Origin of the sequence: Stenotrophomonas sp. LC732 (assembly GCF_052446685.1) — a bacterium.
Classification (GTDB): Bacteria; Pseudomonadota; Gammaproteobacteria; order Xanthomonadales; family Xanthomonadaceae; genus Stenotrophomonas; species Stenotrophomonas muris.
The window spans coordinates 524,864-547,586 of the sequence record NZ_CP199214.1 but is presented as its reverse complement, the minus strand read 5'-3'; the positions used below and the strand labels follow the sequence as shown (position 1 = coordinate 547,586).

At 67.8% G+C, this 22,723-nt stretch carries 24 protein-coding genes; 14 read left to right on the top strand and 10 right to left on the bottom strand.

The features are described 5' to 3' along the window. Nucleotides 1–5: 5 nt before the first annotated feature. Nucleotides 6–557 (bottom strand): putative Fe-S cluster assembly protein SufT, encoded by a 552-nt coding sequence (gene sufT / locus ACT6SE_RS02555; RefSeq protein WP_005415385.1) that lies wholly within the window; start codon nucleotides 555–557, stop codon nucleotides 6–8. A 122-nt stretch (nucleotides 558–679) separates the two neighbouring features. Between sufT and ACT6SE_RS02550 the strand changes: the two genes are divergently transcribed. Next, entirely contained in the window at nucleotides 680–1,099 is a 420-nt protein-coding gene (locus ACT6SE_RS02550; RefSeq protein ID WP_046429036.1) for a hypothetical protein, read from the top strand. A 258-nt stretch (nucleotides 1,100–1,357) separates the two neighbouring features. Here the strand turns inward: ACT6SE_RS02550 and ACT6SE_RS02545 are convergent, their stop codons facing one another. Then, entirely contained in the window at nucleotides 1,358–2,818 is a 1,461-nt protein-coding gene (locus tag ACT6SE_RS02545; protein WP_046429033.1) for an NAD(P)(+) transhydrogenase (Re/Si-specific) subunit beta, read from the bottom strand. Beyond that, the gene (locus ACT6SE_RS02540; protein WP_014646018.1) at nucleotides 2,815–3,135 is read right to left on the bottom strand and encodes an NAD(P) transhydrogenase subunit alpha; all 321 of its coding nucleotides are present in this window, start codon (nucleotides 3,133–3,135) and stop codon (nucleotides 2,815–2,817) included. The genes ACT6SE_RS02545 and ACT6SE_RS02540 overlap by 4 nt, the downstream gene beginning before the upstream one ends. A 98-nt stretch (nucleotides 3,136–3,233) precedes the next feature. On the opposite strand from ACT6SE_RS02540, the gene ACT6SE_RS02535 reads away from it, so the two are divergent. From ACT6SE_RS02535 to ACT6SE_RS02525, 3 genes are read left to right on the top strand one after another with little or no spacing between them, the layout of a single operon-like run. Continuing rightward, on the top strand, nucleotides 3,234–3,818 hold the full coding sequence (locus tag ACT6SE_RS02535) for an RNA polymerase sigma factor (RefSeq protein WP_080052964.1): 585 nt from the start codon (nucleotides 3,234–3,236) through the stop codon (nucleotides 3,816–3,818). Then, nucleotides 3,815–4,144: a membrane protein gene (locus ACT6SE_RS02530; protein WP_032956964.1), complete on the top strand. Its 330-nt coding sequence runs from the start codon at nucleotides 3,815–3,817 to the stop codon at nucleotides 4,142–4,144. The genes ACT6SE_RS02535 and ACT6SE_RS02530 overlap by 4 nt, the downstream gene beginning before the upstream one ends. Nucleotides 4,145–4,147: 3 nt before the next feature. Then, nucleotides 4,148–4,600, top strand: coding sequence for a DUF3106 domain-containing protein (locus tag ACT6SE_RS02525; RefSeq protein WP_014646015.1), 453 nt, complete (start codon nucleotides 4,148–4,150; stop codon nucleotides 4,598–4,600). Between the two features lie 120 nt (nucleotides 4,601–4,720). Here ACT6SE_RS02525 and ACT6SE_RS02520 read toward each other — a convergent pair whose 3' ends face one another. Further along, entirely contained in the window at nucleotides 4,721–5,800 is a 1,080-nt protein-coding gene (locus ACT6SE_RS02520; protein ID WP_046429030.1) for an NAD(P) transhydrogenase subunit alpha, read from the bottom strand. Between the two features lie 52 nt (nucleotides 5,801–5,852). Beyond that, entirely contained in the window at nucleotides 5,853–8,174 is a 2,322-nt protein-coding gene (locus ACT6SE_RS02515; protein ID WP_032956973.1) for a DUF1631 domain-containing protein, read from the bottom strand. A 331-nt stretch (nucleotides 8,175–8,505) separates the two neighbouring features. On the opposite strand from ACT6SE_RS02515, the gene ACT6SE_RS02510 reads away from it, so the two are divergent. Genes ACT6SE_RS02510 through ACT6SE_RS02495 form a run of 4 tightly spaced genes read left to right on the top strand, consistent with a single transcriptional unit; the run spans nucleotide 8,506 to nucleotide 11,360 of the window. After that, nucleotides 8,506–9,087, top strand: coding sequence for a nitroreductase family protein (locus ACT6SE_RS02510; protein WP_014646012.1), 582 nt, complete (start codon nucleotides 8,506–8,508; stop codon nucleotides 9,085–9,087). After that, complete coding sequence (locus tag ACT6SE_RS02505; RefSeq protein ID WP_046429027.1) at nucleotides 9,084–10,019, top strand: 5'-3' exonuclease; 936 nt, start codon at nucleotides 9,084–9,086, stop codon at nucleotides 10,017–10,019. Before ACT6SE_RS02510 ends, ACT6SE_RS02505 begins: the two co-directional genes overlap by 4 nt. Further along, nucleotides 10,016–10,570: an NUDIX hydrolase gene (locus tag ACT6SE_RS02500; protein WP_024957736.1), complete on the top strand. Its 555-nt coding sequence runs from the start codon at nucleotides 10,016–10,018 to the stop codon at nucleotides 10,568–10,570. The genes ACT6SE_RS02505 and ACT6SE_RS02500 overlap by 4 nt, the downstream gene beginning before the upstream one ends. After that, a complete protein-coding gene (locus ACT6SE_RS02495; RefSeq protein ID WP_046429023.1) occupies nucleotides 10,563–11,360 on the top strand; it encodes an N-formylglutamate amidohydrolase in 798 nt (265 codons plus the stop codon). Before ACT6SE_RS02500 ends, ACT6SE_RS02495 begins: the two co-directional genes overlap by 8 nt. Before the next feature lie 136 nt (nucleotides 11,361–11,496). On the opposite strand, the gene ACT6SE_RS02490 is transcribed toward ACT6SE_RS02495, so the two are convergent. Beyond that, the gene (locus ACT6SE_RS02490) at nucleotides 11,497–12,915 is read right to left on the bottom strand and encodes an MFS transporter (RefSeq protein WP_046429020.1); all 1,419 of its coding nucleotides are present in this window, start codon (nucleotides 12,913–12,915) and stop codon (nucleotides 11,497–11,499) included. 105 nt (nucleotides 12,916–13,020) lie between these two features. On the opposite strand from ACT6SE_RS02490, the gene ACT6SE_RS02485 reads away from it, so the two are divergent. Further along, nucleotides 13,021–13,905, top strand: a complete 885-nt coding sequence (locus ACT6SE_RS02485) for a LysR family transcriptional regulator (RefSeq protein ID WP_046429018.1) — start codon at nucleotides 13,021–13,023, stop codon at nucleotides 13,903–13,905. Nucleotides 13,906–14,219: 314 nt separating this feature from the next. On the opposite strand, the gene pip is transcribed toward ACT6SE_RS02485, so the two are convergent. Then, on the bottom strand, nucleotides 14,220–15,161 hold the full coding sequence (pip, locus tag ACT6SE_RS02480; RefSeq protein WP_014646006.1) for a prolyl aminopeptidase: 942 nt from the start codon (nucleotides 15,159–15,161) through the stop codon (nucleotides 14,220–14,222). 48 nt (nucleotides 15,162–15,209) lie between these two features. Next, nucleotides 15,210–16,067 (bottom strand): peptide chain release factor N(5)-glutamine methyltransferase, encoded by an 858-nt coding sequence (prmC, locus tag ACT6SE_RS02475; RefSeq protein WP_046429016.1) that lies wholly within the window; start codon nucleotides 16,065–16,067, stop codon nucleotides 15,210–15,212. Between the two features lie 322 nt (nucleotides 16,068–16,389). Here prmC and ahpC point away from each other — a divergent pair, with 322 nt between their 5' ends. The 5 genes from ahpC to ACT6SE_RS02450 all read left to right on the top strand — a co-directional run bounded on the left by ahpC (nucleotide 16,390) and on the right by ACT6SE_RS02450 (nucleotide 21,353). Beyond that, a complete protein-coding gene (gene ahpC, locus ACT6SE_RS02470; protein WP_005408159.1) occupies nucleotides 16,390–16,953 on the top strand; it encodes an alkyl hydroperoxide reductase subunit C in 564 nt (187 codons plus the stop codon). 224 nt (nucleotides 16,954–17,177) lie between these two features. Next, a complete protein-coding gene (gene ahpF / locus ACT6SE_RS02465) occupies nucleotides 17,178–18,770 on the top strand; it encodes an alkyl hydroperoxide reductase subunit F (protein ID WP_014646004.1) in 1,593 nt (530 codons plus the stop codon). A gap of 85 nt (nucleotides 18,771–18,855) precedes the next feature. Next, a complete protein-coding gene (locus ACT6SE_RS02460; RefSeq protein WP_014646003.1) occupies nucleotides 18,856–19,818 on the top strand; it encodes a LysR substrate-binding domain-containing protein in 963 nt (320 codons plus the stop codon). 123 nt (nucleotides 19,819–19,941) lie between these two features. Next, nucleotides 19,942–20,346: a nucleoside diphosphate kinase regulator gene (rnk, locus tag ACT6SE_RS02455; RefSeq protein ID WP_014036052.1), complete on the top strand. Its 405-nt coding sequence runs from the start codon at nucleotides 19,942–19,944 to the stop codon at nucleotides 20,344–20,346. A gap of 50 nt (nucleotides 20,347–20,396) precedes the next feature. After that, nucleotides 20,397–21,353, top strand: a complete 957-nt coding sequence (locus tag ACT6SE_RS02450; protein ID WP_032956985.1) for a transaldolase — start codon at nucleotides 20,397–20,399, stop codon at nucleotides 21,351–21,353. Between the two features lie 183 nt (nucleotides 21,354–21,536). Here the strand turns inward: ACT6SE_RS02450 and ACT6SE_RS02445 are convergent, their stop codons facing one another. After that, entirely contained in the window at nucleotides 21,537–22,397 is an 861-nt protein-coding gene (locus ACT6SE_RS02445) for an IS3 family transposase (protein WP_046429951.1), read from the bottom strand. Continuing rightward, a complete protein-coding gene (locus tag ACT6SE_RS02440) occupies nucleotides 22,394–22,687 on the bottom strand; it encodes a transposase (RefSeq protein ID WP_006388655.1) in 294 nt (97 codons plus the stop codon). Before ACT6SE_RS02440 ends, ACT6SE_RS02445 begins: the two co-directional genes overlap by 4 nt. Between the last annotated feature and the right edge of the window lie 36 nt (nucleotides 22,688–22,723).

The window sequence follows — 22,723 nt, the reverse complement described above, 5'->3', positions numbered from 1 at the left end:
CTGGGTCAAAGCATGCCGGTCTCGAGCCGCGCCGCCTCGGACATCATGTGCTGGTTCCACGGCGGGTCGAACACCAGGTCGACGTCGGCCTCGGCCACCGTCGGGATCATTTCAAGCTTGCTGCGCACGTCGTCGACCAGGATCTCGCCCATGCCACAGCCCGGTGCGGTCAGGGTCATCTTCACGTCGATCTCGCGCTTGCCTTCGTCCAGATGCTTGATCTCGACTTCATAGACCAGGCCCAGTTCAACGATGTTGACCGGAATCTCCGGGTCGAAGCAGGTGCGCAGCTGCTGCCACACCAGTTGTTCCACCTGCTCATCGGTGGCGTCGGCCGGCAGCTCGAGCGGTGCCGGCGCCTCCTTGCCGATGGCGTCGCCGTCCTTGCCGGCGATGCGGAACAGGTTGCCCTCGACGAACACCGAATAGCTGCCGCCCAGCGCCTGGGTGATGTACCCATAGCTGCCGGCAGGCAGGGTCACGGTATCGCCCTGCGGGACCATCACGGCCTCGCAATCGCGTTCGAAGTGGACAGGTTCGCTGCTACGGGAATACATGGGGACCGATATGGGGCCGTGGCCGGGGCCACGCAAGACGGCATTCTAGCCCAGCCGCCCCGGCACCGCCGGTGCACTGCGGCAAACCACAGTATCCTGTGGGTGATCTTCAGGGAGCTTCGATGTCCTCCATTGCCACGCGTGCCAGGACCGTCACCTGGCTCTGGTCCCTCATGCTGTTGCTGGGTCTGCTTGTTGCTCCCCTTGCCTGGATGGTCCTGGCGCTGATGACCGGCCGGCAGGTCGGCTGGATGGCGGTAGTGTCCGCCCTGGAACTGGTGTTCATGCTGCGCCTGGGCACACTGGGCCCGGGCCGGTTGCGCATCGCCCTGGTCGTGCTCGGCACCCTGCTGGTGGCCGCCGTGGCCAACTGGGCCATCGCCAGCGCCTGGATGGGCGGCTCGATCGGTCTGGACCTGTGGGACGCCACCACGCGGATGGGCCCGCACCTGGCCTGGACCCTGATCAACCTGGCCAATGGCGCGATGGAATGGCTGTGGCTGGCCGTGGCCGTGGTCGTCGGCGCCTGGCTGGCGCGCTGAGCGCGTAGATCCACGCCACGCGCGGATGGGGGGTAGTGCCGGCCGCTGGCCGGCAAAAGCGCGCGGCCCCAGGTCCGCACTACCAGATGCAACCACCACGCGCGGATCCGGTAGTGCCGGCCGCTGGCCGGCAAAAGCGTGCGGACCAAGGCCCGCACCTACCAGATGCAACCACCACGCGCGGATCCGGTAGTGCCGGCCGCTGGCCGGCAAAGGGGTCAGAGCCCTGTCCTGCGGAAAGGGATCCGACCCCGGTCTTCAATGCCCGCCGTCGAGCGCCTTCAGCTCGCTCACCAGCGAGGCGGCCGCTTCGGCGCCGTCGCCATAGAGCATGCGGGTATTGTCAGCGTAGAACAGCGCATTCTCGATACCGGCGAAGCCGGTGCCCTTGCCGCGCTTGATCACCACCACGTTGCGCGCGTTGACCACGTCCAGCACCGGCATGCCGTAGATCGGGCTGGCCGGATCAGTACGCGCGACCGGATTGACCACGTCGTTGGCACCGATCACCAGTACCACGTCGGTGTTGGTGAACTCCGGATTGATGTCATCCATGTCGGCGATCAGGTCGTAGGGCACGCCCGCTTCGGCCAGCAGTACGTTCATGTGCCCGGGCATGCGCCCGGCGACCGGGTGGATGGCGAACTTCACCTTCACCCCGCGCTGGCCCAGCCGCTGCGCCAGTTCCCAGATCTTGTGCTGCGCCTGGGCCACGGCCATGCCGTATCCAGGCACGATCACCACGCGTTCGGCGTAGGCCATCATCGCCGCGACATCCGGGGCTTCGATCGGCTTCTGCGCGCCGCTGATCGCCTGCGCTTCGCCACCAGCACCGCCGCCGAAGTTGGAGAACAGCACGTTGCGGATCGGCCGGTTCATCGCCTTGGCCATCAGCCGGGTCAGCAGGATGCCGGCCGCGCCGACCATCATGCCGGCGATGATCAGCGCCTCGTTGCCCAGCACATAGCCTTCGAACGACACTGCCAGGCCGGTGAACGCGTTGTACAGCGAGATCACCACCGGCATGTCGGCACCGCCGATCGGCAGCGTCATCAGCACGCCCAGCGCCAGTGCCAGCACGAAGAAGGCAACGATCGCCCAGGCACTGAGCGTACTGGCCGCGATGATCGCCAGCACCACCACCGCCAGCGCCACCAGCAGGTTCATCACCTGCTGGCCGGGCCAGGTCACGCGCTTGTCCAGCCGTCCATCCAGCTTGGCCCAGGCGATCACCGAGCCGGACAGCGACACCGCGCCGATCGCCGCGCCGACCACCGCCAGCAGCAGCATCGTGCCGGACGGCTGGCGCGCGGCCAGGTCGGCCAGCGCCTGCGCGCTCCAGTGGCTGGTATCGCGGTGGGCCAGGAAGGCATAGCGCAGCAGTTCCACCGCACCGATCGCCGCCGCCGAGCCACCACCCATGCCGTTGTACAGCGCCACCATCTGCGGCATGTCGGTGATGGCAACCTTGCCGGCCGACCACCAGGCCAGGCCCGCACCCAGCAGCAGTGCCACCAGGATCAACGGCACGTTGTGCAGTTCGGGCAGGAAGAAGGTGGCCGCGGTGGCCAGCAGCATGCCCAGCCCGGCCCAGTGGATGCCGCTGCGCGCGGTCAGCGGCGAGGCCATGCGCTGCAGGCCGAGCAGGAACAGCGTGGCGGCGACCAGGTAGCTGGCCTTGACCAGCCAGTCGAGCAGTTCGACGGTGCTGATGTTCAAGCCTGCGGCTCCTTCGGTTCGTCCTTGCCGCCCCTGGGCGCGCTCGGCTTGAACATTTCCAGCATGCGCGCGGTGACCACGTAACCACCGGCGGCATTGCCGGCGCCGAGCACCACGGCCAGGAAGCCCAGTGCCTTCTCCAGCGGCGTCTGCGCATGCCCCAGTACCACCATCGCGCCGATCAGCACGATGCCGTGGATGAAGTTGGAGCCCGACATCAGCGGGGTATGCAGGATCACCGGCACCCGCGAAATGATCACGTGGCCGGCGATGGCTGCCAGCATGAAGATGTACAGCGCTACGAACCCGTCACTCACCGGCAACGCTCCTGCTCTGTCTTCGTCGGCCCATCATAACCATGGGCTGAACCCGGCGCGCACCCGGCGTCAACCGGAGCGCCGCTCACGCGTTGTCGATGGTGACCCCGAGCGAGGAACCGTACCCTGTGCTGGTGAGCAGCCCCGCCCCCCCGAGCGCCGAGACCGATGCCCTGCCGGCATCGCTGGAGGCATTCCTGGCCAGCGTCGGCCCGCGTGCGTTCCGCTTCGCCGAGGCCGGCCTGCGCCAGCGCGAAGACGCCATGGATGCGGTGCAGGACGCGCTGCTGCGCATGCTGGATTACACCGACAAGCCGGCCGCCGAATGGGCGCCGCTGTTCTGGAGCATCCTGCGCCGCCGGGTGATCGACCTGCAGCGGCGGCGCCGCTTCCGCCTGCCGTTCTGGCGCGACAACCAGGACGCGGAAGGCGGCGAGATCGACTGGGCCGATCCCGGCCCGGACCCGGCACAGGCACATGAGCAGCGCCAGCAGTACCAGCAGCTGGTGGACGCGTTGCGCACCCTGCCCGCCCGCCAGCGCGAGGCCTTCACCCTGCGCGTGCTGCAGGACCTGGACGGGGCCACCACCGCCCGCGCCATGGGCTGCAGCGAAGGCGCGGTAAAAACCCATCTGGCACGCGCCCGGCAGGCGCTGCAGGACTACCTGGAGACCCACCCGTGAACCGCTCCCTGCCTTCCGATGACACCCTGCGCCGCCTGCACGCGCAGTCGCTGCAGGCGCTGTCGCCGGCAACGCTGGCCCGGCTGCGCCAAGCTCGCCACGGCGCCACGGCCACCACCCATCGTGGGCGCTGGCGCTGGTGGCTGGCCAGCGCCTGCTCACTGGTGGTTGCACTGGGCATCGGCCTGCAGTTCACCGGCCATGGCACGCTTGCGGGTCCGCCGCCGGACCCCGTGCTTGCGTCAGTGGAAGACAACGGCGCGCTCTACGACGAGAATCCCGATCTGTACCTGTGGCTGGGCGATACCGACCTGGCGATGGAGTAAATCATGTCCCGACTGCTTGCCCTGCCACTGCTGTTGACCCTGGCGCTGCTGCCGGCCGTTCCGGCGCTGGCGCAGAACGCCACGCCCGCCCCTGCCGCACCGGTCGCGCCATTGCCTGCGTGGGAGCAATTGAGCGAATCCCAGCGAGAGTCCCTGCTGGCGCCGCTGCGCGACCGTTGGAACAGCGCTGATGCCGGCCAGCGCCAGCGCATGCTCTCGCACGGCCAGCGCTGGCAATCGATGAGCCCGGAGGAGCGCGACAAGGCCCGCCGCGGCCTGCGCCGCTTCGAGCACATGAGCCCGGAACAGCGTGAACAGGCACGCGCCCTGTTCGGGCAGATGCGCAACATGCCGCCGGCACAGCGCGACGCGCTGCGCGAGCGCTGGTCGCAGATGACGCCGGAGCAGCGCCGGGACTGGGTGCGCGACAACCCGCCGCCGGCGAAGCCGCGGTAAGGCCCCGGGGAACGGGGTCAGAGCCCTTTGCTGACGCAAAGGGATCCGACCCCTGGCAGATTGCGGGAGATCGGGGTCAGATCCCTTTGCCAAAGGCAAAGGGATCTGACCCCACGTCATTCATGCCTGCCAGCGCGTCTTTGCCAGCAGCTCGTCGTCCCAGTCGAAACCGAGCCGCCCCTCGTGCACGAACAGCGCAACGAAGTTGAGCAGGTTGCGCGCATACATCTCACTGGCCTGGGTCGCGCCGCGACTGGCCAGGCCCAGCGGACCATCGATGGTCACGCCCTGGTGTTCGATGCAGTGCCCCGGCTGGGTCAGTGCACAGTTGCCGCCGCTCTCGGCCGCCAGATCGACAATGACGCTGCCGGTGGCCATGCCCTCCACCATCGCGGCGGTCACGATGGTCGGCGCCGGCCGACCGGGTACGGCAGCCGTGCAGATCACCACGTCCACGCTGCGCAGGTGGTCGGCCAGCCGACGCTGCTGCTCGGCGCGCTCCTCGTCGGTCAACGCACGCGCGTAGCCGCCTTCACCGGTCGCGCTCACGCCAAGATCGAGGAAGCGCGCACCCAGTGACTGGATCTGCTCGCGGGTTTCCGGGCGCACATCGAAACCTTCCACCTGTGCACCGAGGCGCCGCGCGGTGGCGATGGCCTGCAGGCCCGCCACGCCGGCACCGATCACCAGCACCTTGGCCGGCCGCACGGTGCCAGCGGCGGTGGTCAGCATCGGGAAGAAGCGCGGCGCGCGTTCGGCGGCAATCAGCGCTGCCTTGTAGCCGGCCATGCCGGCCTGCGAACTGAGTACATCCATCGCCTGCGCGCGGGTGGTGCGCGGCAGCTGCTGCAGCGGGAACAGCTGCAGGCGATCATCGGCCGCCAGCGCGGCCAGCGCCGGATCGTTGGCCGGTGCCAGCAGGCCAACCACGCTGGCACCGGGCCTGAGCTGCTCCAGCACCGTCGCAGGAGGTGCCTGCACGCACAGCAGGATATCGATCTCGGCCCAGCGGCCCGCGTCGAAGACACGTGCGCCGGCGTCGTCATAGGCGGCATCGGTGAAGCCGGCGGCCAGCCCGGCACCGGCCTCGTACCAGACCGTAATGCCGAGGGCACCGAGCTTGCGCGCGGTTTCCGGTGTCAACGCCACGCGCCGTTCACCCGGCGCGGTCTCCTTGATCCCCAGCAACGCCACGGCCATGCAGGTCCCCGCTGATCGGTGAGTTTTCCCGATCCTAGCAGGCAGCCAGCACTCAGTGCAGGGTGGTGCTGCCCGGGTCGAGGCGGTCGATCACGCCCTGCATGGCGCTGTCGAAGGCGCCATCGTCAACGTGGGCACGCAGGCGGCCGAGCCGCACCATCACCGCCAGCTCTTCTGGCGAGGCCACGCAGAAGCGCACGCCGCGACGGTTGACGAACAGCAGGCGCGAGGAAATCGGGCTGACCCAGGACAGCTTGCCCGCCTGGACCTTGCCGTCCTTGTCGACGAAGTCCAACCAGTTGCCGATTTCCATGCGTCGGAAGCGGTCGGCATCGGCGTTGTCGAAATCGTCGGCATCGATCTGCCCGCTGAGTTCCACCGCTGGCGATTCGGCCACCGGCGGTGCCGGCAGCGCGACCTGCGGCAGCTCGGGCAGCGCGCGCTGCAGTTCCGGCCGCGACTCGGCGATGCCCTGCAACGTGTCGTGCAGGGCGTCGATCGCACCGGTAGCCGCATCGCCGTGCACACCGACGCTGGCAAACACCTTGGCCAGCACCGGCTGCCAGGCCTGCAGCCATGGCTTGCCGACAATCTGCCGGCGTGCCTCGGCCACTTCCTCCAGCAGGCCGTCGCCGAGGCTCAGTGCCTCGGCCACCGACGCGCCTTCTTCGCCCTCGCGCAGCAGCGCCAGGGTCAGGTGGTGCTGCCAGGGCTGGCGCAGGAACTCGGCAATGGCCGGCGGAAGGGTGGCATCACCGATGCGACGATCCAGTTCCGCGCTGGCCCGGCTGCGGGCCATCTCCAGCTTTTCCTGCCCACGCTGCGTCTCCGCGGCACGGCGCTCGGCGATTTCCACGCGGCGGCGATGCTGCACCAGGAACTCGCGGAATTCTTCTTCCAGGGTCAGGAAGATCGCCAGGTTCTCGTTGAACTCGGCCACCAGGCGCTCGATGATCTCCTCGACCTTGGCCATCAGCATGCGCTCGGCCTGGCTCTCGCCGGTGTTGCCCTCGCAGGCCTCGGCCAGCGAATTGAGCAGCTTGCGCGCCGGATGGGTCTTCTGCACGAACATGCGGCGGTCGAGCATGGCGACCTTGACGAAAGGCACGACCAGGCGGCCGATCAGTTCGCGCGAGCGGCCTTCCAGTTCACGTTCGTCCAGCATCACGTCGAACAGCATGCCGACCAGGTCGATGGCATCCTCATCCTGCGGGTCCAGCCGGGTCTGGCCCGGATCGACGCCGAGCTGGGTGGCGCTGGACAGCACTTCGCTCTTCAGCCGCTGCGCCAGCGATTCGCCGTCCTCGCCGATGGCTGCACGCAGCGTCGCGCTCGGCGTGGCCTGCAGCAGCGACAGCACCGACATCATTTCGCGCTGGCTGAGCGGGCGCTGCTGGCCGACCGCCACCTGTGCCGCAGACGTGGCGTCCTCACGCACATGGCGGGTCTGCTGCAGCAGTTCGTGCAACGCTTCCAGCAGCATGCCTTGCTGGCCGGCGTAGGCCTCGCCGGCGGCGCCATCATCGCCGCCCAGGTGCTGCTGCATATGCCCGCGGCGCTCGGACCAGCGGGCGGCAAAGCGCTGCGCCCAGGCCGGTGCGGCCTGCTCGTCATCGCTGAACCCCGGATCGACGCCCGCGCCGTGGCGATGCTCGACCAGGTCATCCAGCATCCCGGTCATGCGCGGATCCGGTGCCGGTGGTTGTGGGCGCTGCGGAGCCCCCATCTGCGACATCACGCCGGCTGCGGCCAGCTGCTCGTCCAGCTTCTCGTAGATGCGGCCGACCGGTGCACGCAGGTCGCGCTCGCACAGCTTGATCAGCACCAGATGCACTTCCGGGGCCAGTTCGCAGCCGGCAAAGGCCTCGTGGATGGCCACGCCCAGATGTTCGGGGCTGATGGGATTGTGGTCGGCGTCCAGTTCCACGCCGCCGATCAACCGGCCCAGGCGGCGGTCCAGCCGCGCCAGCACCGGCTTGAAGTCGCGCAGCAGCACGGTGGCGAAATTGCGCACCGCCAACCGCGATTCCAGTACGTGTTCGGCCAGCAGGCTCAGGCCATCCTCGGCCGGCCCGGACAGGGTCGCCTCGGCCGACAGCGGCTCCCCGGCCGCCAATGCGGCCCACGCCTGCTGCAGGTGGCCGGCGAAGGCGGCAGCGATCTCCTCACGGCGGCGGCGCAGTTCGCGCATCGCGTCCAGGAACAGCAACTGCGACGAGCCGGCATTGCCGGCGCGGTCGAACAGGGCATCGTCGAATCGCGCCAGTGCGGCCCCGAAGGCCTGGCACAGCGCGGGCAGGACCATGTCCCGGGCAAGCTGGAGCTGGGCCGGGTCACGGCCCGGCGATCCCATCGGTGTGGGCACGCTCATCATTCGGGAAGGCTCCCCACCTTCTCTGGTACGACAGACAGCATGGACATCGCGACGACCGGCACACCCCATGTACCGGAACGTCGATGGTAGGCCGGCCAGCCCGTCACGGACAGTGAAACAGTCCTCACTTCAAACCTCATGACCGGCGGCCCGGCAAGAGGGGTATCGTAAGCCGTGCAAGGCCCACGAGGCGAGGGGAAGCGGCTGTCCGTTTCCCGCCAGTGGCATGATGTTCATCACAGTTTGGTATTCAGGGGCCGGACGCGACACAGACGGCGTCATTGACCACCCCGACTATAATCAAACACCCGTGATGACCGGTTCAGACTCCATGCCCGACCCCGCTGCCCTGCTCGCCCTGGATGCCCGCCGCTCAGTGCCTTCGCGGCAACTGGGCGAGCCCGGCCCGGACCCGGCCACCCTGCAGCGGATGCTGGCGTCGGCCGTGCGCGTGCCCGACCACGGCAAGCGCGTGCCGTTCCGCTTCCTGAAGATCGCCGGCGATGCACGTCACACTCTGGGCGACTTCCTGGCCAAGCGCAGCCGCCAGCGCGACCCGCATGCCGGCGAGGCCGTGTTCGAGAAGGACCGCCAGCGTTTCAGCCACGCCCCGCTGGTGATCGTGGTGGTCGCCAGCCCACGCCCGGACCCGAAGGTGCCAGAACAGGAACAGCTGATGACCGCCGGCTGCGTCTGCTTCGCCCTGCTGCAGGCCGCGCAGGCGCTTGGCTTCGGCGCACAGTGGCTGACGGCCTGGATGGCCTTCGATCCGGTCGTGCAGGCCCATCTGGGCCTGGTCGAGGGTGAACGCATCGCCGGCTTCATCCACATCGGCACCGCCAAGGCCGACGTGCCCGAGCGCGAGCGCCCCGACCCAGCGACCCTGCTGCAGGACTGGACGCCGCCGGCATGACCCTGCCGGCACCGCCGCCGTCGCTGTACCTGGTCGATGCCAGCATCTACGTGTTCCGCGCCTGGCACTCGCTGCCGGACCAGTTCCAGGACGCGCAGGGCTGGCCGACCAATGCTGTGCACGGCTTCGCCCGCTTCCTGCTGGACCTGCTGGAGCGCGAGCGCCCGCGGCACATCGCCATTGCCTTCGACGAAGCGCTCGACAGCGGCTTCCGCCACCGCCTGTATCCGGCCTACAAGGCCAACCGTGATCCGGCACCGGAAGCGCTCAAGCGCCAGTTCGTGCACTGCAAGGCGCTGTGCGCGGCGTTGGGCCTTGCCGTCCTCGCCCACCACGACTACGAAGCCGACGACCTGATCGGCAGCGCACTGCACGTGCACCGCGGCAGCCATCGCGGGGTGATCATCTCCGCCGACAAGGACCTGTCGCAGCTGCTGCTGGATCACGACGAACAGTGGGACTACGCCCGCAACCAGCGCTGGGACGTGGCCGGCGTGAAGGCACGGCACGGCGTGCACGCGCACCAGATTGCCGATTACCTGGCGCTGTGCGGCGATGCGGTGGACAACATTCCCGGTGTCAGTGGTGTCGGCGGCAAGTCCGCCGCCGTGCTGCTGGCCCATTTCGGTAGCTTGGATGCGCTGTACGAACGCCTGGACGAAGTGCCGTTCCTGCGCCTGCGCGGTGCCGCCCAGATGGCGGTGCGCCTGCGTGAGCAGCGCGAGCACGCCCTGCTCTGGCGCCAGCTGACCACCATCGCGCTGGACGCGCCGCTGGAAGGCAGCCAACCCGGCCTGCTGCGCCAGACCGCCGACCCAGAGCTGCTCGGCGGCCTGTGCCAGACCCTGCGCTTCGGCCCGATGACCCGCCGCCGGCTGTTCGATGCCGCCGGCGTACCCGATATTCTTCCCACCCACAGCGAGCCCGCATGAGCCAGCGCAACACCGAAGCCCCGCGTGTCGTCTATGAAGGCAAGTACCAGCGCATGCTGGTACGCGGCACCTGGGAATACAGCGAACGTACCCATGCCGGTGGCCTGGCCGCGATCATCATCGCGGTGACCCCGGAGGACAAGGTGCTGTTCGTCGAACAGTTCCGCGTGCCGCTGCAGGCCCCCACCATCGAGATGCCGGCCGGCCTGGTCGGCGACATCCACGCCGGCGAATCGATCGAAGTCTCGGCCGTGCGCGAGCTGGAAGAAGAAACCGGCTGGACCGCCGATCACGCCGAAGTGCTGATGATCGGCCCGACGTCCTCCGGCGCCAGCAGCGAGAAGATCGCCTTCGTACGCGCCACCGGCCTGCGCCGGATCGGCGAAGGTGGCGGCGATGACAGCGAAGACATCACCGTGCACGAGATTCCGCGCGCGCAGGCGGCGGCCTGGCTGGTGCAGAAGATGGGCGAAGGCTATGAGCTGGATGCCAAACTGTGGGCGGGCCTGTGGATGATCGAGCACCACCTGGACGGGCGCCCGCGTGGCTGACGCCGATCTGCACGTACTGCCGGCGCTGCTGGGCGCCGACGACCCGGCGATCTATACCCTCCACCGGCCGCAGGGCGCCTCGCCGTACCTGCTGCTGGCCGATCACGCCGGCCAGCAGGTGCCACGCGCGCTGACCGGGCTCGGCCTGGCCCAGGCCGAGCTGGACCGCCATATCGGCTGGGACATCGGCATCGCCGGCACCACCCGCGCACTGGCCGAACGGCTGGATGCATGGGCGATCGAACAGACCTATTCGCGGCTGCTGATCGACTGCAACCGCCCGCTGGCCTCGCCGACGCTGATTCCGGAAGTGAGCGACCACACCGTGGTCCCGGGCAATGCCGGGCTGTCAGCGGCACAGCGCCAGCAACGCATCGATGCGATCCACGCGCCCTACCATGCGCGCGTCGACGCGGAACTGGATGCACGCCGCGATGGCGGCCGCCCCACCCTGCTGGTGATGATGCACAGCTTCACGCCAGTCATGAACGGCACGCAGCGGCCGTGGCACGCCGGCGTGCTGTACCACCAGGACACGCGCTTTGCGCATGCACTGCTGCAGGCACTGCGCGATGAAGGCGACCTGGTGGTGGGTGACAACGAACCGTATTCGGTCAGCAGTACCAGCGACTACGCGGTACCCGTGCATGGAGAAGGGCGAGGCCTGGTGCACGTGGAACTGGAGATCCGCCAGGACCTGATCGCCGATGCCGCCGGGCAGCAGGCGTGGGCGGAGCGGCTGGCGCGGATCTTCAGCGCGCTGCAACCGGAGCTGCTGGCGCTGGGTTGAACGCGCGTGGTTCCATCCCGTATCGGTAGTGCCGGCCGCTGGCCGGCAACCTCAATGATCCAACCACCCCGAGGTTGCCGGCCAGCGGCCGGCACCACCGCAGGCGTGGCACATCCACCTACGGCAGCGCCTTCAATCATGCCTCGTTGACCGGGCAGACGGCAGTAGCCGATTCGACCGGCGCCGGGCGCAGGCCCAGCGCGATCACCACGCCGAGCGCGGCGAACAGCGCGGCGCCGTACTGCGCATTGACCATGCCCTGCAGCGCATCAGGGCTGGTTGCCTCCTGCGTGCCGCGCGCGGCGTTGGCCACCATCACCAGTACCGCCAGTCCCAACGCGCCGCCGATCTGCTGTGCGGTGGCGGCCATGCCGGACGCCACACCCTGCTGCGGCCCCGGCACGCCCTGCCCGGCCACGATCCACATCGCCGTCCAGCTCATGCCCTGGCCCACGCTGAGCACCACGATGCCCGGCAGCAGCGGCCAGTAACCGGCGCCATGCGGCATCGCCAGCGCCACCGCAGTGATGCCGATGGCACCGGCCGCGAAGCCCCAGGCCAGCACCTGCCGTGGCGAACGGCGCCGCAGCATGCGTTCGGCAATGCGGATGCCGAAGGTGCACACCACGGTCGGCAGCAGGAAGGCCATGCCGGCCTGCAGCGGGCTCCAGCCGTAACCATCCTGGAAGTAGAGCGCCAGGAAGTAGTACTGCACGCCATAGCTGCTCATGAAGGCGAAGGTCAGGCCGAGTGCCGCGCGCAGGCCGGGCAGGCGCAGCAGCGCAAACTGCATCAGCGGGTCACGGCTGCGTTTTTCGATCTGTACGAACACCGTCAACAGTACGGCCGAAAGCAGCAGGCAGATGAGCGTGGCCCGGGCCGTCCAGCCCCACTCCGGCCCTTGCACCAGGGTGGTGACCAGCAGGCTGCCGCCGGCGGTGACGGTGAGGCAACCGGCCAGATCGAAGGAACGGCCCTGCACACGCGGGCCATCGGCCGGCAACCACGCGCCGGCCGCGACTGCACAGGCGGTGGCCAGCGGAACGATCACCGCCAGCACCGCCGGCCAGCCGAACGCCTGGGTCAGCACGCCACCGAGCAGCGTGCCCAGCGCCAGGCCGACCGCACTGGCCATGCTCCAGATCGCCAGTGCGCGGTTGCGCACCGGGCCTTCCGCATACAACGTGTTGATCAGCGCCAGCGTGGCCGGGAACAGCAACGCGGCACCGATGCCCTGCGCCGCGCGCGCGATGATCAACAGGGTGGCATTCGGCGCCAGCGCGCCGAACAGCGACGCCAGCGCGAACAGCAGCATGCCCAGCCGGTAGAAGCGGCGGCGGCCGATCAGGTCGGCGGCGCGCCCGCCCAGCAGCAGGCTGCCGCCGAACGCCACGGTGTAGGCACTGACCACCCACTGCAGCTGCTGCGCGTTGATCTGCAGCGCGCGGCCCATGTCGTGCAGGGCGACGAAGATGATGGTGGCATCCAGGGCGATGATCAGCTGGGCAGTGGCCAGCAGGGTCAGCGCCCAGCGCGGGTACTTGAGGGGAGGCATCGGCGGTCTGGTTCGGTGGGGGAGCGCAGTCTCATTGATGCGACCGAATCAATAAACCCCCTGCCAGCCATATCTGTCATGATTTTCATCATGAATGGAACCTCGATGGACCTCAATGCAGTGCGCATGCTGGTGCAGGTGGCCGAAGCCCGCAGTTTCACCGTCGCCGCCGGGCAGCTGGGCCTGAGCCAGTCCGGCCTGTCGCGCGCGATCGGCCGGCTGGAGGCCACGCTGGGGGTGAAGCTGCTGCAGCGGAACACCCGCAACGTGGCGCTGACCCCGGATGGCCGCCAGTTCGTCGATCAGGTGGCACCGCTGCTGTGTGGCCTGGAGGATGCCGAACGCCAGTTGGCCGACCGTCCCTGCACGCCCGCGGGCACCCTGAAGATCAGCGCGCCCTCGATGTTCGGGCGCAAGGTGCTGGTACCGCTGCTGGCGCCGTTGCTGCAACAGCACCCGCAACTGCAGGTGGAGGCCGTGCTCAGTGACCGTCTGGTCGATCTGGTCGAGGAAGGTTTCGATGCCGCCCTGCGCACCGGCGTCATCGCCGACCAGCGCATCGTCGCGCGCCCGCTGCGTCCGCTGCGCTGGGTGACGGTGGCCAGCCCCGCGTATCTGGCCCGCTGTGGCGCACCGGACGATGTGGCCGCGCTGCGGGACCACGCGTGCCTGGCGGTGCGCAACCTGCGCAGTGGCCGGATGGTGGACTGGCAGTTTCTGCAGGAGGGCCAACTGCGCGAGTTCACCCCACCGACGCGGATGGTGTTCGACAGTGGCGATCCGCTGGTGGAAGCGGCCATCGCCGGCATCGGCATCGTGCAGGTGATGGATTTCGCGGTGGCCGACGCGCTGGCTGACGGCCGCCTGCAACGCGTGCTGCAGCCGCTTGAAGGCCGCAGCCGCGCGCTGTCGCTGATCTACCCACCGTCGCGCCAGCACTCGCCGAAGCTGCAGGTGCTGGCCGACGCGTTGCTGGCCGGGGATTGGTAAATCCACGCCATGCGTGGATGAAGGTTTCGGCGCGTCAGAACCCTTGGGTATCCGGTAGCGCCGGCCGCTGGCCGGCGAGCCACATCGGGCGGCGGCGAAACGACCCGGCAAGGCGTTGCCGGCCAGCGGCCGGCACTACCGATCAGGCGAAGCTATCGGTGGCGCGCACCAGCGCGTCCACGTTCTCGGCTTCGAACGCCGAATGTCCCGAGGCCTTGGCTATCCGGTAGCGCCGGCCGCTGGCCGGCGAGCCACATCGGGCGGCGGCGAAACGGACCGGCAAGGCATTGCCGGCCAGCGGCCGGCACTACCGATCAGGCGAAGCTATCGGTGGCGCGCACCAGCGCGTCCACGTTCTCGGCTTCGAACGCCGAATGGCCCGAGGCCGGGGTGATTTCCAGCTTCGCCTTCGGCCACACCTTGGTCAGGTCCCAGGCGTTGGCCAGCGGGCAGACCACGTCGTAGCGGCCATGCACGATCACGCCCGGGATGTCGGCGATGCGGTGCGCGTCGCGCAGCAGCTGGTCTTCCACCTCGAAGAAGCCACCGTTGACGAAGTAGTGGTTCTCGATGCGGGCGAAGGCCAGGGCGAAGTGCGGGTCTTCGTGGCTGTTGATGAAGTCGTCATCGACGTGCAGGAAACTGGTCGCGCCTTCCCACACCGCCCACGCCTTGGCGGCTTCCAGGCGGGTGGTTTCGTCGTCGCTGGTCAGGCGGCGGTGGAAGGCCGAGATCAGGTCATGCCGCTCCACCGACGGGATCGGCTTCAGGTAATGCTCCCACGCATCCGGGAACAGGCGGTTGGCGCCTTCCTGGTAGAACCATTCCAGCTCCCAGCGGCGCAGCATGAAGATGCCGCGCAGGACCAGTTCGGTCACGCGCTGCGGATGGGTCTCGGCATAGGCCAGGGCCAGGGTCGAGCCCCAGCTGCCACCGAACACCTGCCAGCGATCGACCTTCAGGTGCTCGCGCAGCTTCTCGATATCGGCGACCAGGTCCCAGGTGGTGTTGTCCACCAGGTCCGCGTGCGGGGTGGATCGACCCGCACCACGCTGGTCGAACAGGATGATGCGGTACTTGGACGGGTCATGGAACTGGCGCATCTTGTCGCTGCAACCACCGCCCGGGCCACCGTGCAGCATCACCACCGGCTTGCCGTCCGGGTTGCCGCACTGTTCGAAATACAGCGTGTGGCGGTCGTCGACCTTCAGGGTGCCGACGTCGTAGGGGGTGATGGCGGGGTACAGCGTACGCATGCTTGCAGCTCCAGGGTGATGCCCTGCCGGGGCAGGAGAACCCCCATTCTAGGCCGGTCGCCGGCCCAGGGTGATGCGGTCGCGCTGCTCCAGGTCCTGCACGGTCTGCACCTCGGCAAAACCGGCGGCGTCGAACAGCGCGCGGATCGCCGCGCCCTGGTCCCATCCGTGCTCGATCAGCAACCAGCCACCGGGCAGCAGATGCGCCTGGCCGCCGTCGATGATGCGGCGGATGTCATCCAGGCCGTCCACACCGGACGCCAGCGCGGAGGCCGGTTCGAAGCGCAGGTCGCCCTGTCGCAGGTGCGGGTCGTCGCTGGCGATGTACGGCGGATTGCTCGCAATCAGGTCGAAGCGCATGCCCTGCAACGGCGCGTACCAATCGTGCCCGCCCTCGGCGAAGCGGACGTTGCGCAGTTCATGGCGCGCAGCATTGCGCGCGGCCACGGCCAGCGCACCCGGGCTGGCATCGGTGGCCAGCACCTGTGCCTGTGGCCGCTCGCTGGCCAGCGCCAAGGCGATCGCGCCGCTGCCGGTGCCCAGGTCAGCCAGGCGCAGCGCACGGTCCTGCGGCAGGCGTTCCAGCGCCAGCTCGACCAGCAGTTCGGTCTCCGGGCGCGGGATCAGCGTGGCCGGATCGACCTCCAGATCCAGCGTCCAGAATCCGCGGCGGCCGGTCAGGTAGGCGACCGGCTCGCCGGCCACGCGGCGGGCCAACAGCGTCTCGAAGGCGGCCTGGTCGGCGGCGGCCAGCGGATCGGTGGCATGCGCGAACAGCCAACTGCGTGGGCGTTCCAGCACATGCAGCAGCAGCAGCTCCGCCTCATGGCGGGCTTCGACGCTGCCGAGGCGGACACTGGCCTCGGCCACGATCTGGCGCAGGGTGGGTTCGGTTTGGAAAGACATTCCGCAATTGTAGAGCCGAGCCCGCGCTCGGCTGCTTCTGGAGCAGCCGAGCGCGGGCTCGGCTCTACAAAATCGGAATCCGTTCAGGTTCCGCCGGACGGGATAAGGAGGGGCTATCGGCCCCAGGCAGCGGTCCGGCGAGATTTTCCTTGTCACACAGTCAGTTGCAGGATGAAAGCGGCCGGGTTCAGTGCCTGCTCAGTGCATTTTGATAGACTCCATCTATCAAATAGATGCAATCAATGCATTGTTCTTATCGCCAGCGAATGGGTAACCTAGCTCCTGTCGATTCACCCACTCCCCTTCACCAAGAGGAAAAATGATGTCCCTCATCAACACCCAGATCCAGCCGTTCGAAGCCAACGCTTACCACAACGGCGAGTTCATCAAGGTTTCCGACGCCAGCCTGAAGGGCCAGTGGTCCGTCCTGATCTTCATGCCGGCCGCCTTCACCTTCAACTGCCCGACCGAGATCGAGGACGCAGCTGACCACTACGCCGAGTTCAAGAAGGCCGGCGCCGAGGTCTACATCGTCACCACCGATACCCACTTCTCGCACAAAGTGTGGCACGAGACCTCGCCGGCCGTCGGCAAGGCCCAGTTCCCGCTGGTCGGTGACCCGACCCACCAGCTGACCAACGCTTTCGGCGTGCACATTCCGGAAGAAGGCCTGGCCCTGCGCGGCACCTTCATCATCAACCCGGAAGGCGTGATCAAGACCCTGGAGATCCACTCCAACGAGATCGCCCGTGACGTGTCCGAGACCCTGCGCAAGCTGAAGGCTGCCCAGTTCACCGCCGCCAACCCGAACCAGGTCTGCCCGGCCAAGTGGAAGGAAGGCGAGAAGACCCTGACCCCGTCGCTGGACCTGGTCGGCAAGATCTAAGGCAGTACCGGCCTGCCGTGGCCCCACGCCGCGGCGCGCCCTTCATCCCCGTGCCGGTCCCCCCGCCGGCGTGGGGGTGAACCCAAGACAGCCAACGCTCGCCCGCCTTGGCCAGCCAGCCCCTTCCACGGTCGCTGTCTTGGGTTCACCCCTACCCCCAGCTGGTCCGCTACCTTGTACAGCGGTGCCACGCCCTCTGTTTGCCTGAAGCCAGGAGAAGACCGATGTTGGACGCCAACCTGCAGTCGCAGCTGAAGACCTATCTGGAGCGCGTGACCCGCCCGATCCAGATCACCGCGCACGCCGACGACGGCGCCAAGTCGCAGGAAATGCTGGAACTGCTGCAGACCCTGGACAGCCTGTCGGACAAGATCTCGCTGCAGGTGCTGCGCGATGGCCAGGGCCGCGTGCCGTCCTTCGACCTGGGCACCCCGGGCCAGGACATCCACCTGACCTTCGCCGGCCTGCCGATGGGCCACGAGTTCACCTCGCTGGTGCTGGCGCTGCTGCAGGTCGGCGGGCACCCGTCCAAGGCCACTGCCGAGCTGATCGAGCAGGTGCAGAACCTGGAAGGCGACTACCGGTTCGAGACCTACTTCTCGCTGTCCTGCCAGAACTGCCCGGACGTGGTGCAGGCGCTGAACCTGGCCGCGGTGCTCAACCCGCGCATCCAGCACGTGGCCATCGATGGCGCCCTGTTCCAGGACGAAGTCGAGAAGCGCGAGATCATGTCGGTGCCGACCGTGTACCTCAACGGTGAAATCTTCGACCAGGGCCGCATGACCCTCGAGCAGATCGTGGCCAAGCTGGACACCAACGCCGGCAAGCGCGATGCCGAGAAGATCGCCGCCAAGGACGCCTTCGACGTGCTGGTGGTGGGCGGTGGCCCGGCCGGCGCTGCAGCGGCGATCTACGCCGCACGCAAGGGCATCCGTACCGGTATCGCCGCCGAGCGTTTCGGTGGCCAGGTGCTGGACACCATGGCGATCGAGAACTTCATTTCGGTGAAGGAGACCGAGGGCCCCAAGCTGGCCACGGCGCTGGAGCAGCACGTGCGCGAGTACGAGGTGGACATCATGAACCTGCAGCGCGCCAGTGCGCTGGTGCCGGCCGGCGAAGACGGCCTGGTGCAGGTGCAGCTGGAAAACGGCGCGGTATTGAAGTCGCGTTCGGTGATCCTGTCCACCGGCGCGCGCTGGCGGCAGATGAACGTGCCGGGCGAAGACCAGTACCGCAACAAGGGCGTGGCGTACTGCCCGCACTGCGATGGCCCGCTGTTCAAGGGCAAGCGCGTGGCGGTGATCGGCGGCGGCAACTCCGGCGTGGAAGCAGCCATCGACCTGGCCGGCATCGTGTCGCATGTAACCCTGCTGGAGTTCGATTCCAGCCTGCGCGCCGATGAAGTGCTGCAGAAGAAGCTGCGCAGCCTGGGCAACGTGACCGTGCTGACCAGCGCGCAGACCACTGAAGTGCTGGGCGACGGCAGCCGCGTCACCGGCCTGGTCTACAAGGACCGCGTCGGCGGCGATGCCCACCGCGTCGAGCTGGAAGGCATCTTCGTGCAGATCGGCCTGCTGCCCAACACCGAGTGGCTGAAGGATGTGGTGGCGCTGTCGCCGCGCGGCGAGATCGTCATCGACGACCGCGGCCAGACCAACCTGCCGGGCGTGTTCGCCGCTGGCGATTGCACGACGGTGCCCTACAAGCAGATCATCATTGCCATGGGCGCCGGCTCGACCGCCGCACTGAGTGCGTTCGACCACCTGATCCGCTCGTCGGTGAGCAACAGCAGCGGTGCCGTTGCTGAAGCAGCCTGATCCACCGTTCCCAGATCACCGGGAACATTGTCTGCCTGTCGGGTAACCACGCCGTCAGCCGGTCCGTTACCCCTGGGGTGTAAGGATGAACCTACGTGATCTGAAGTACCTGGTAGCCCTGGCCGACCACAAGCATTTCGGCCGGGCTGCCGCCTCCTGCTTCGTCAGCCAGCCCACGCTGTCGACGCAGATCCGCAAGCTGGAAGAAGAGCTGGGCCTGCCGCTGGTGGAACGCGCACCGCGCAAGGTGATGCTGACCCCGGCCGGCCAGGAAGCGGCGGCACGGGCGCGGGTGATCGTGTCCGAAGTGGAACAGCTGAAGGAGGCGGCGCGACGCAGCCGCGATCCGGAAGCCGGCACGGTGCGCCTGGGCATCTTCCCGACCCTCGGCCCGTACCTGCTGCCGCATGTGATCCCGCGCATCCGCGAGCGCTTCCCGGAGCTGGAACTGCTGCTGGTCGAGGAAAAGAGCGACGTGCTGCTGGACCGCCTGCGCGAAGGCAAGCTCGACGCCGCACTGCTGGCCCTGCCGGTGATCGACGACCAGCTGCATGCCGAATTCCTGTTCGAGGAACCGTTCCTGCTGGCCGTGTCCGGGCGCCACCCGCTGGCCCGTCGCGAACACCTGGACGTGCAGGAACTGGCCACGCAGAAGCTGCTGCTGCTGGAAGACGGGCATTGCCTGCGCGACCAGGCGCTGGAAGTCTGCCGACTGTTCGGCGCCAACGAGAAGTCCGAATTCCGCGCCACCAGCCTGGAAACCCTGCGGCAGATGGTCGCCGCCGACGTCGGCATCACCCTGCTGCCGAGCCTGTCGGTGCAGCCGCCGGTGCCGCGCTCGAACAACATCCGCCTGCTCGATTTCACCGGCGAAGGCCGTCCCAGCCGCCGCATCGCCATGATCTGGCGCCGCAGCTCGGCCATGAACGACTTCCTGATGGAGCTGGCCGACCAGTTCAAGCGCCTGCCGCAGGCACTGTTCACGCTGGAGGCGCTCGATGCCGGCAGCGATGCACCGGCCCTGCCCGGCCCCGCGCTGAACGGCTGAGCCCCCGCAGCACCGGCCCGGAATCGGCAGGAGTCGATTCCGGCCGCATTTGTCCCCACAATACAGACAGGCGGCGCCAGCAGGTGCCGCCTTTTGCATGGCTTTCAACCAAGGAGCTTCACCATGAACACCGCCAGCGGCCTGCCGCCGTCGATCACCGTTTCTACCTTCGACATGGACCGCCTGGACGCCATGCTCGAATCCCCTGCGCTGAGCCAGACGCCTGCCGCGCTCGCGCTTGCTGAAGAACTCAACCGGGCCACCGTGCTGGCACCGGACCAGATTCCCGAAGGCATCGTCATGATGCATTCGCGCGTGGAGTGCGAAGATGAAGTGTCGGGCGAAAAGCACGTCCTGACCCTGGTCTTCCCCCGCGAAGCCAATGTCGATGAAGGCAAGGTCTCCGTGCTGGCCCCGGTCGGCAGTGCCCTGCTCGGCCTGGCCATCGGCCAGAGCATCGACTGGAACGCGCCCGGCGGCCGCAAGCTGCGCCTGCGCGTGACCGCGGTCCACAACGACCGCCCCTGATTACCGCTGCGCACCGCGCGCGATTCGATCCCCTTGCACCAGGAGCCGTAATGAGTACCCCGTCCAAACTGTCCCAGCTGCGCGAACTGTCCGTGGTCGTTGCCGATACCGGTGACTACGAGGCGATCAAGCGCCTGCAGCCGGTGGACTGCACCACCAACCCGACCCTGGTGAAGAAGGCGCTGGACCTGCCGGTCTACGCCGAACTGATCGAACGCGAACTGGCCTGGGGCCGCCAGCAGGCCGGCGACCGCGAAGCCGTGGTGCACGCCGTGGCCGACCGCCTGACCATCGGCGTCGGCGCGCTGCTGAGCACGCTGGTGCCGGGCCGCGTGTCCACCGAAGTGGACGCCGACCAGGCCCACGACACCGCCGCCACCGTGGCCAAGGCCCGCCAGTTCATCCAGATGTACGCCGATGCCGGCGTGCCGCGCGAGAAGATCCTGATCAAGATCGCCGCGACCTGGGAAGGCGTGGAAGCCGCGCGCATCCTGCAGGCCGAAGGCATCGACTGCAACCTGACCCTGATCTTCAACCCGACCCAGGCGCTGGCCTGCAGCGAGGCCGGCGCGTTCCTGATCTCCCCGTTCGTCGGCCGCATCCTGGACTGGTACGTGGCCAACGGCCAGACCCCGGCCAGCATCGACGAAGACCCGGGCGTGAAGTTCGTGCGCGGCGTCTATGCCGAATTCAAGCGCCGCGGTTCGAAGACGGTGGTGATGGGCGCCTCGTTCCGTTCGACCGCACAGATCGAAGCGCTGGCCGGCTGCGACCGCCTGACCATTTCGCCGGACCTGCTGGAGAAGCTGGACGCCGACCACGGCGCGCTGCCGCGCAAGCTGGTGGCCGGTGCCGCTGATGGCGCGGCGGTGCCCCCGATCGATGCGGCGAAGTTCGCGGCGGATTTGGCGGCCGATCCGATGGCGACCGAGAAGCTGGCGACCGGTATCGATGCGTTTGCCAAGGATCTGGAAGCACTGCGCGAGCGGATCCGCGCGGCACTGTGAGGATTCCGGCCAACGGCTGAGCCCCTCGTGGCAGGTCGGTTGGTCGCAAAGAGCAAAAAGCCGCGCTGGGTCGGGCGGGTTGGGTTCGCGGGAGACGCCGTGAATCCATCCCTGGAGGCTTGGCCGCCGCATCCATGCGGCGGACTGATCTGGCCCCCTGAAAACGGACGCCATGAAGCCGTTTCAGGCGGCAGTCCGGAGCTGCCGGGCGTAGTTGTTAGGCGAGTGGTAGCCCAGCGCCGAGTGTAGCCGGGCTGGATTGTAGAAGCCGTGGATGTAAGCAGCGATGGACTGGCTGGCTTGTTCTCTACTGGCGTAAGGCTCGGCAGCCTCTTCTGTCTTGAGCGTCGCAAAGAAGCTCTCGGCCACCGCGTTGTCCCAGCAATTGCCAGGCCGGCTCATGCTTTGGACCACGCCATGGGACTGCAGCAGCTGGCGAAACTCGTTTCCCCAGTACTGCCCACCACGATCTGAATGGAAGATCAGGCCGGGTCGTTGTGGATGCAGAGCCCAAGCATTGGCAAATGCTTTCACCACCAGCTCTTCAGTCAGACGCGTGGAAACGCTGTAGCCCAGCACCTGCCGGGTCTGGACGCTGATGACCACGGCCAGATGCAGCCATCCCTGGCGGGTAGGGACATACGTGATATCCCCGACCCACGCCGTCGGTCCGGTTCCGGGGGCAAATTGCCGATCCAGCAGGTTGGGGGCGAGCTGAGATGAGCCGCCAGAGGACTTGGGTCGGAATCGGCCTTTGGCCTTGCCCTGGATTCGCTCCTCGGCCATTAACCGTGCCACGCGCTTGTGGCCGACTGGATGATTCCTGGCTCGTAAGGCCCTGACCAGCCGACGTCGCCCATAACTGCGCCTGCTGGTCACATGAATGGCCCGAAGCTCGGTACGGAGGGCCAAATCGACATCGCACGTTTGGGCACACTGCCGGTGCAGGTAGTCATGGAATCCAGAGACAGAAACCCCAAGAACCCGACACAACAACCTGGTCGGGTACTGAGTCCTTTGACTGGCGACGAAGGCGTACCTCACTTGGACTCTCTGGCAAAGAACGCCGCCGCTTTTTTTAGGATTTCCCGCTCCATCTTCAGATTGGCGTTCTCGGCCCGAAGGCGGCTGATCTCGCTTTCCAGGTCGGTGGCTGGCCTGCGAGCCTCAGAGGTCAACGACCGGCCAGCACGGACCGCGTCAAGCCAATTTGCCAGCGTCTTGACCGACATCTCCAACTGACGGGCCGCTGCGGCCGGCCCGAGCGACTCGGCCAGCTCCACGGCTTGGTGCTTGAACTCATCGGTATAGCTACGACGGGTGATACGGGACATAAGGGACCTCCAAGTGCGATCAAAGTATCGCTTCTT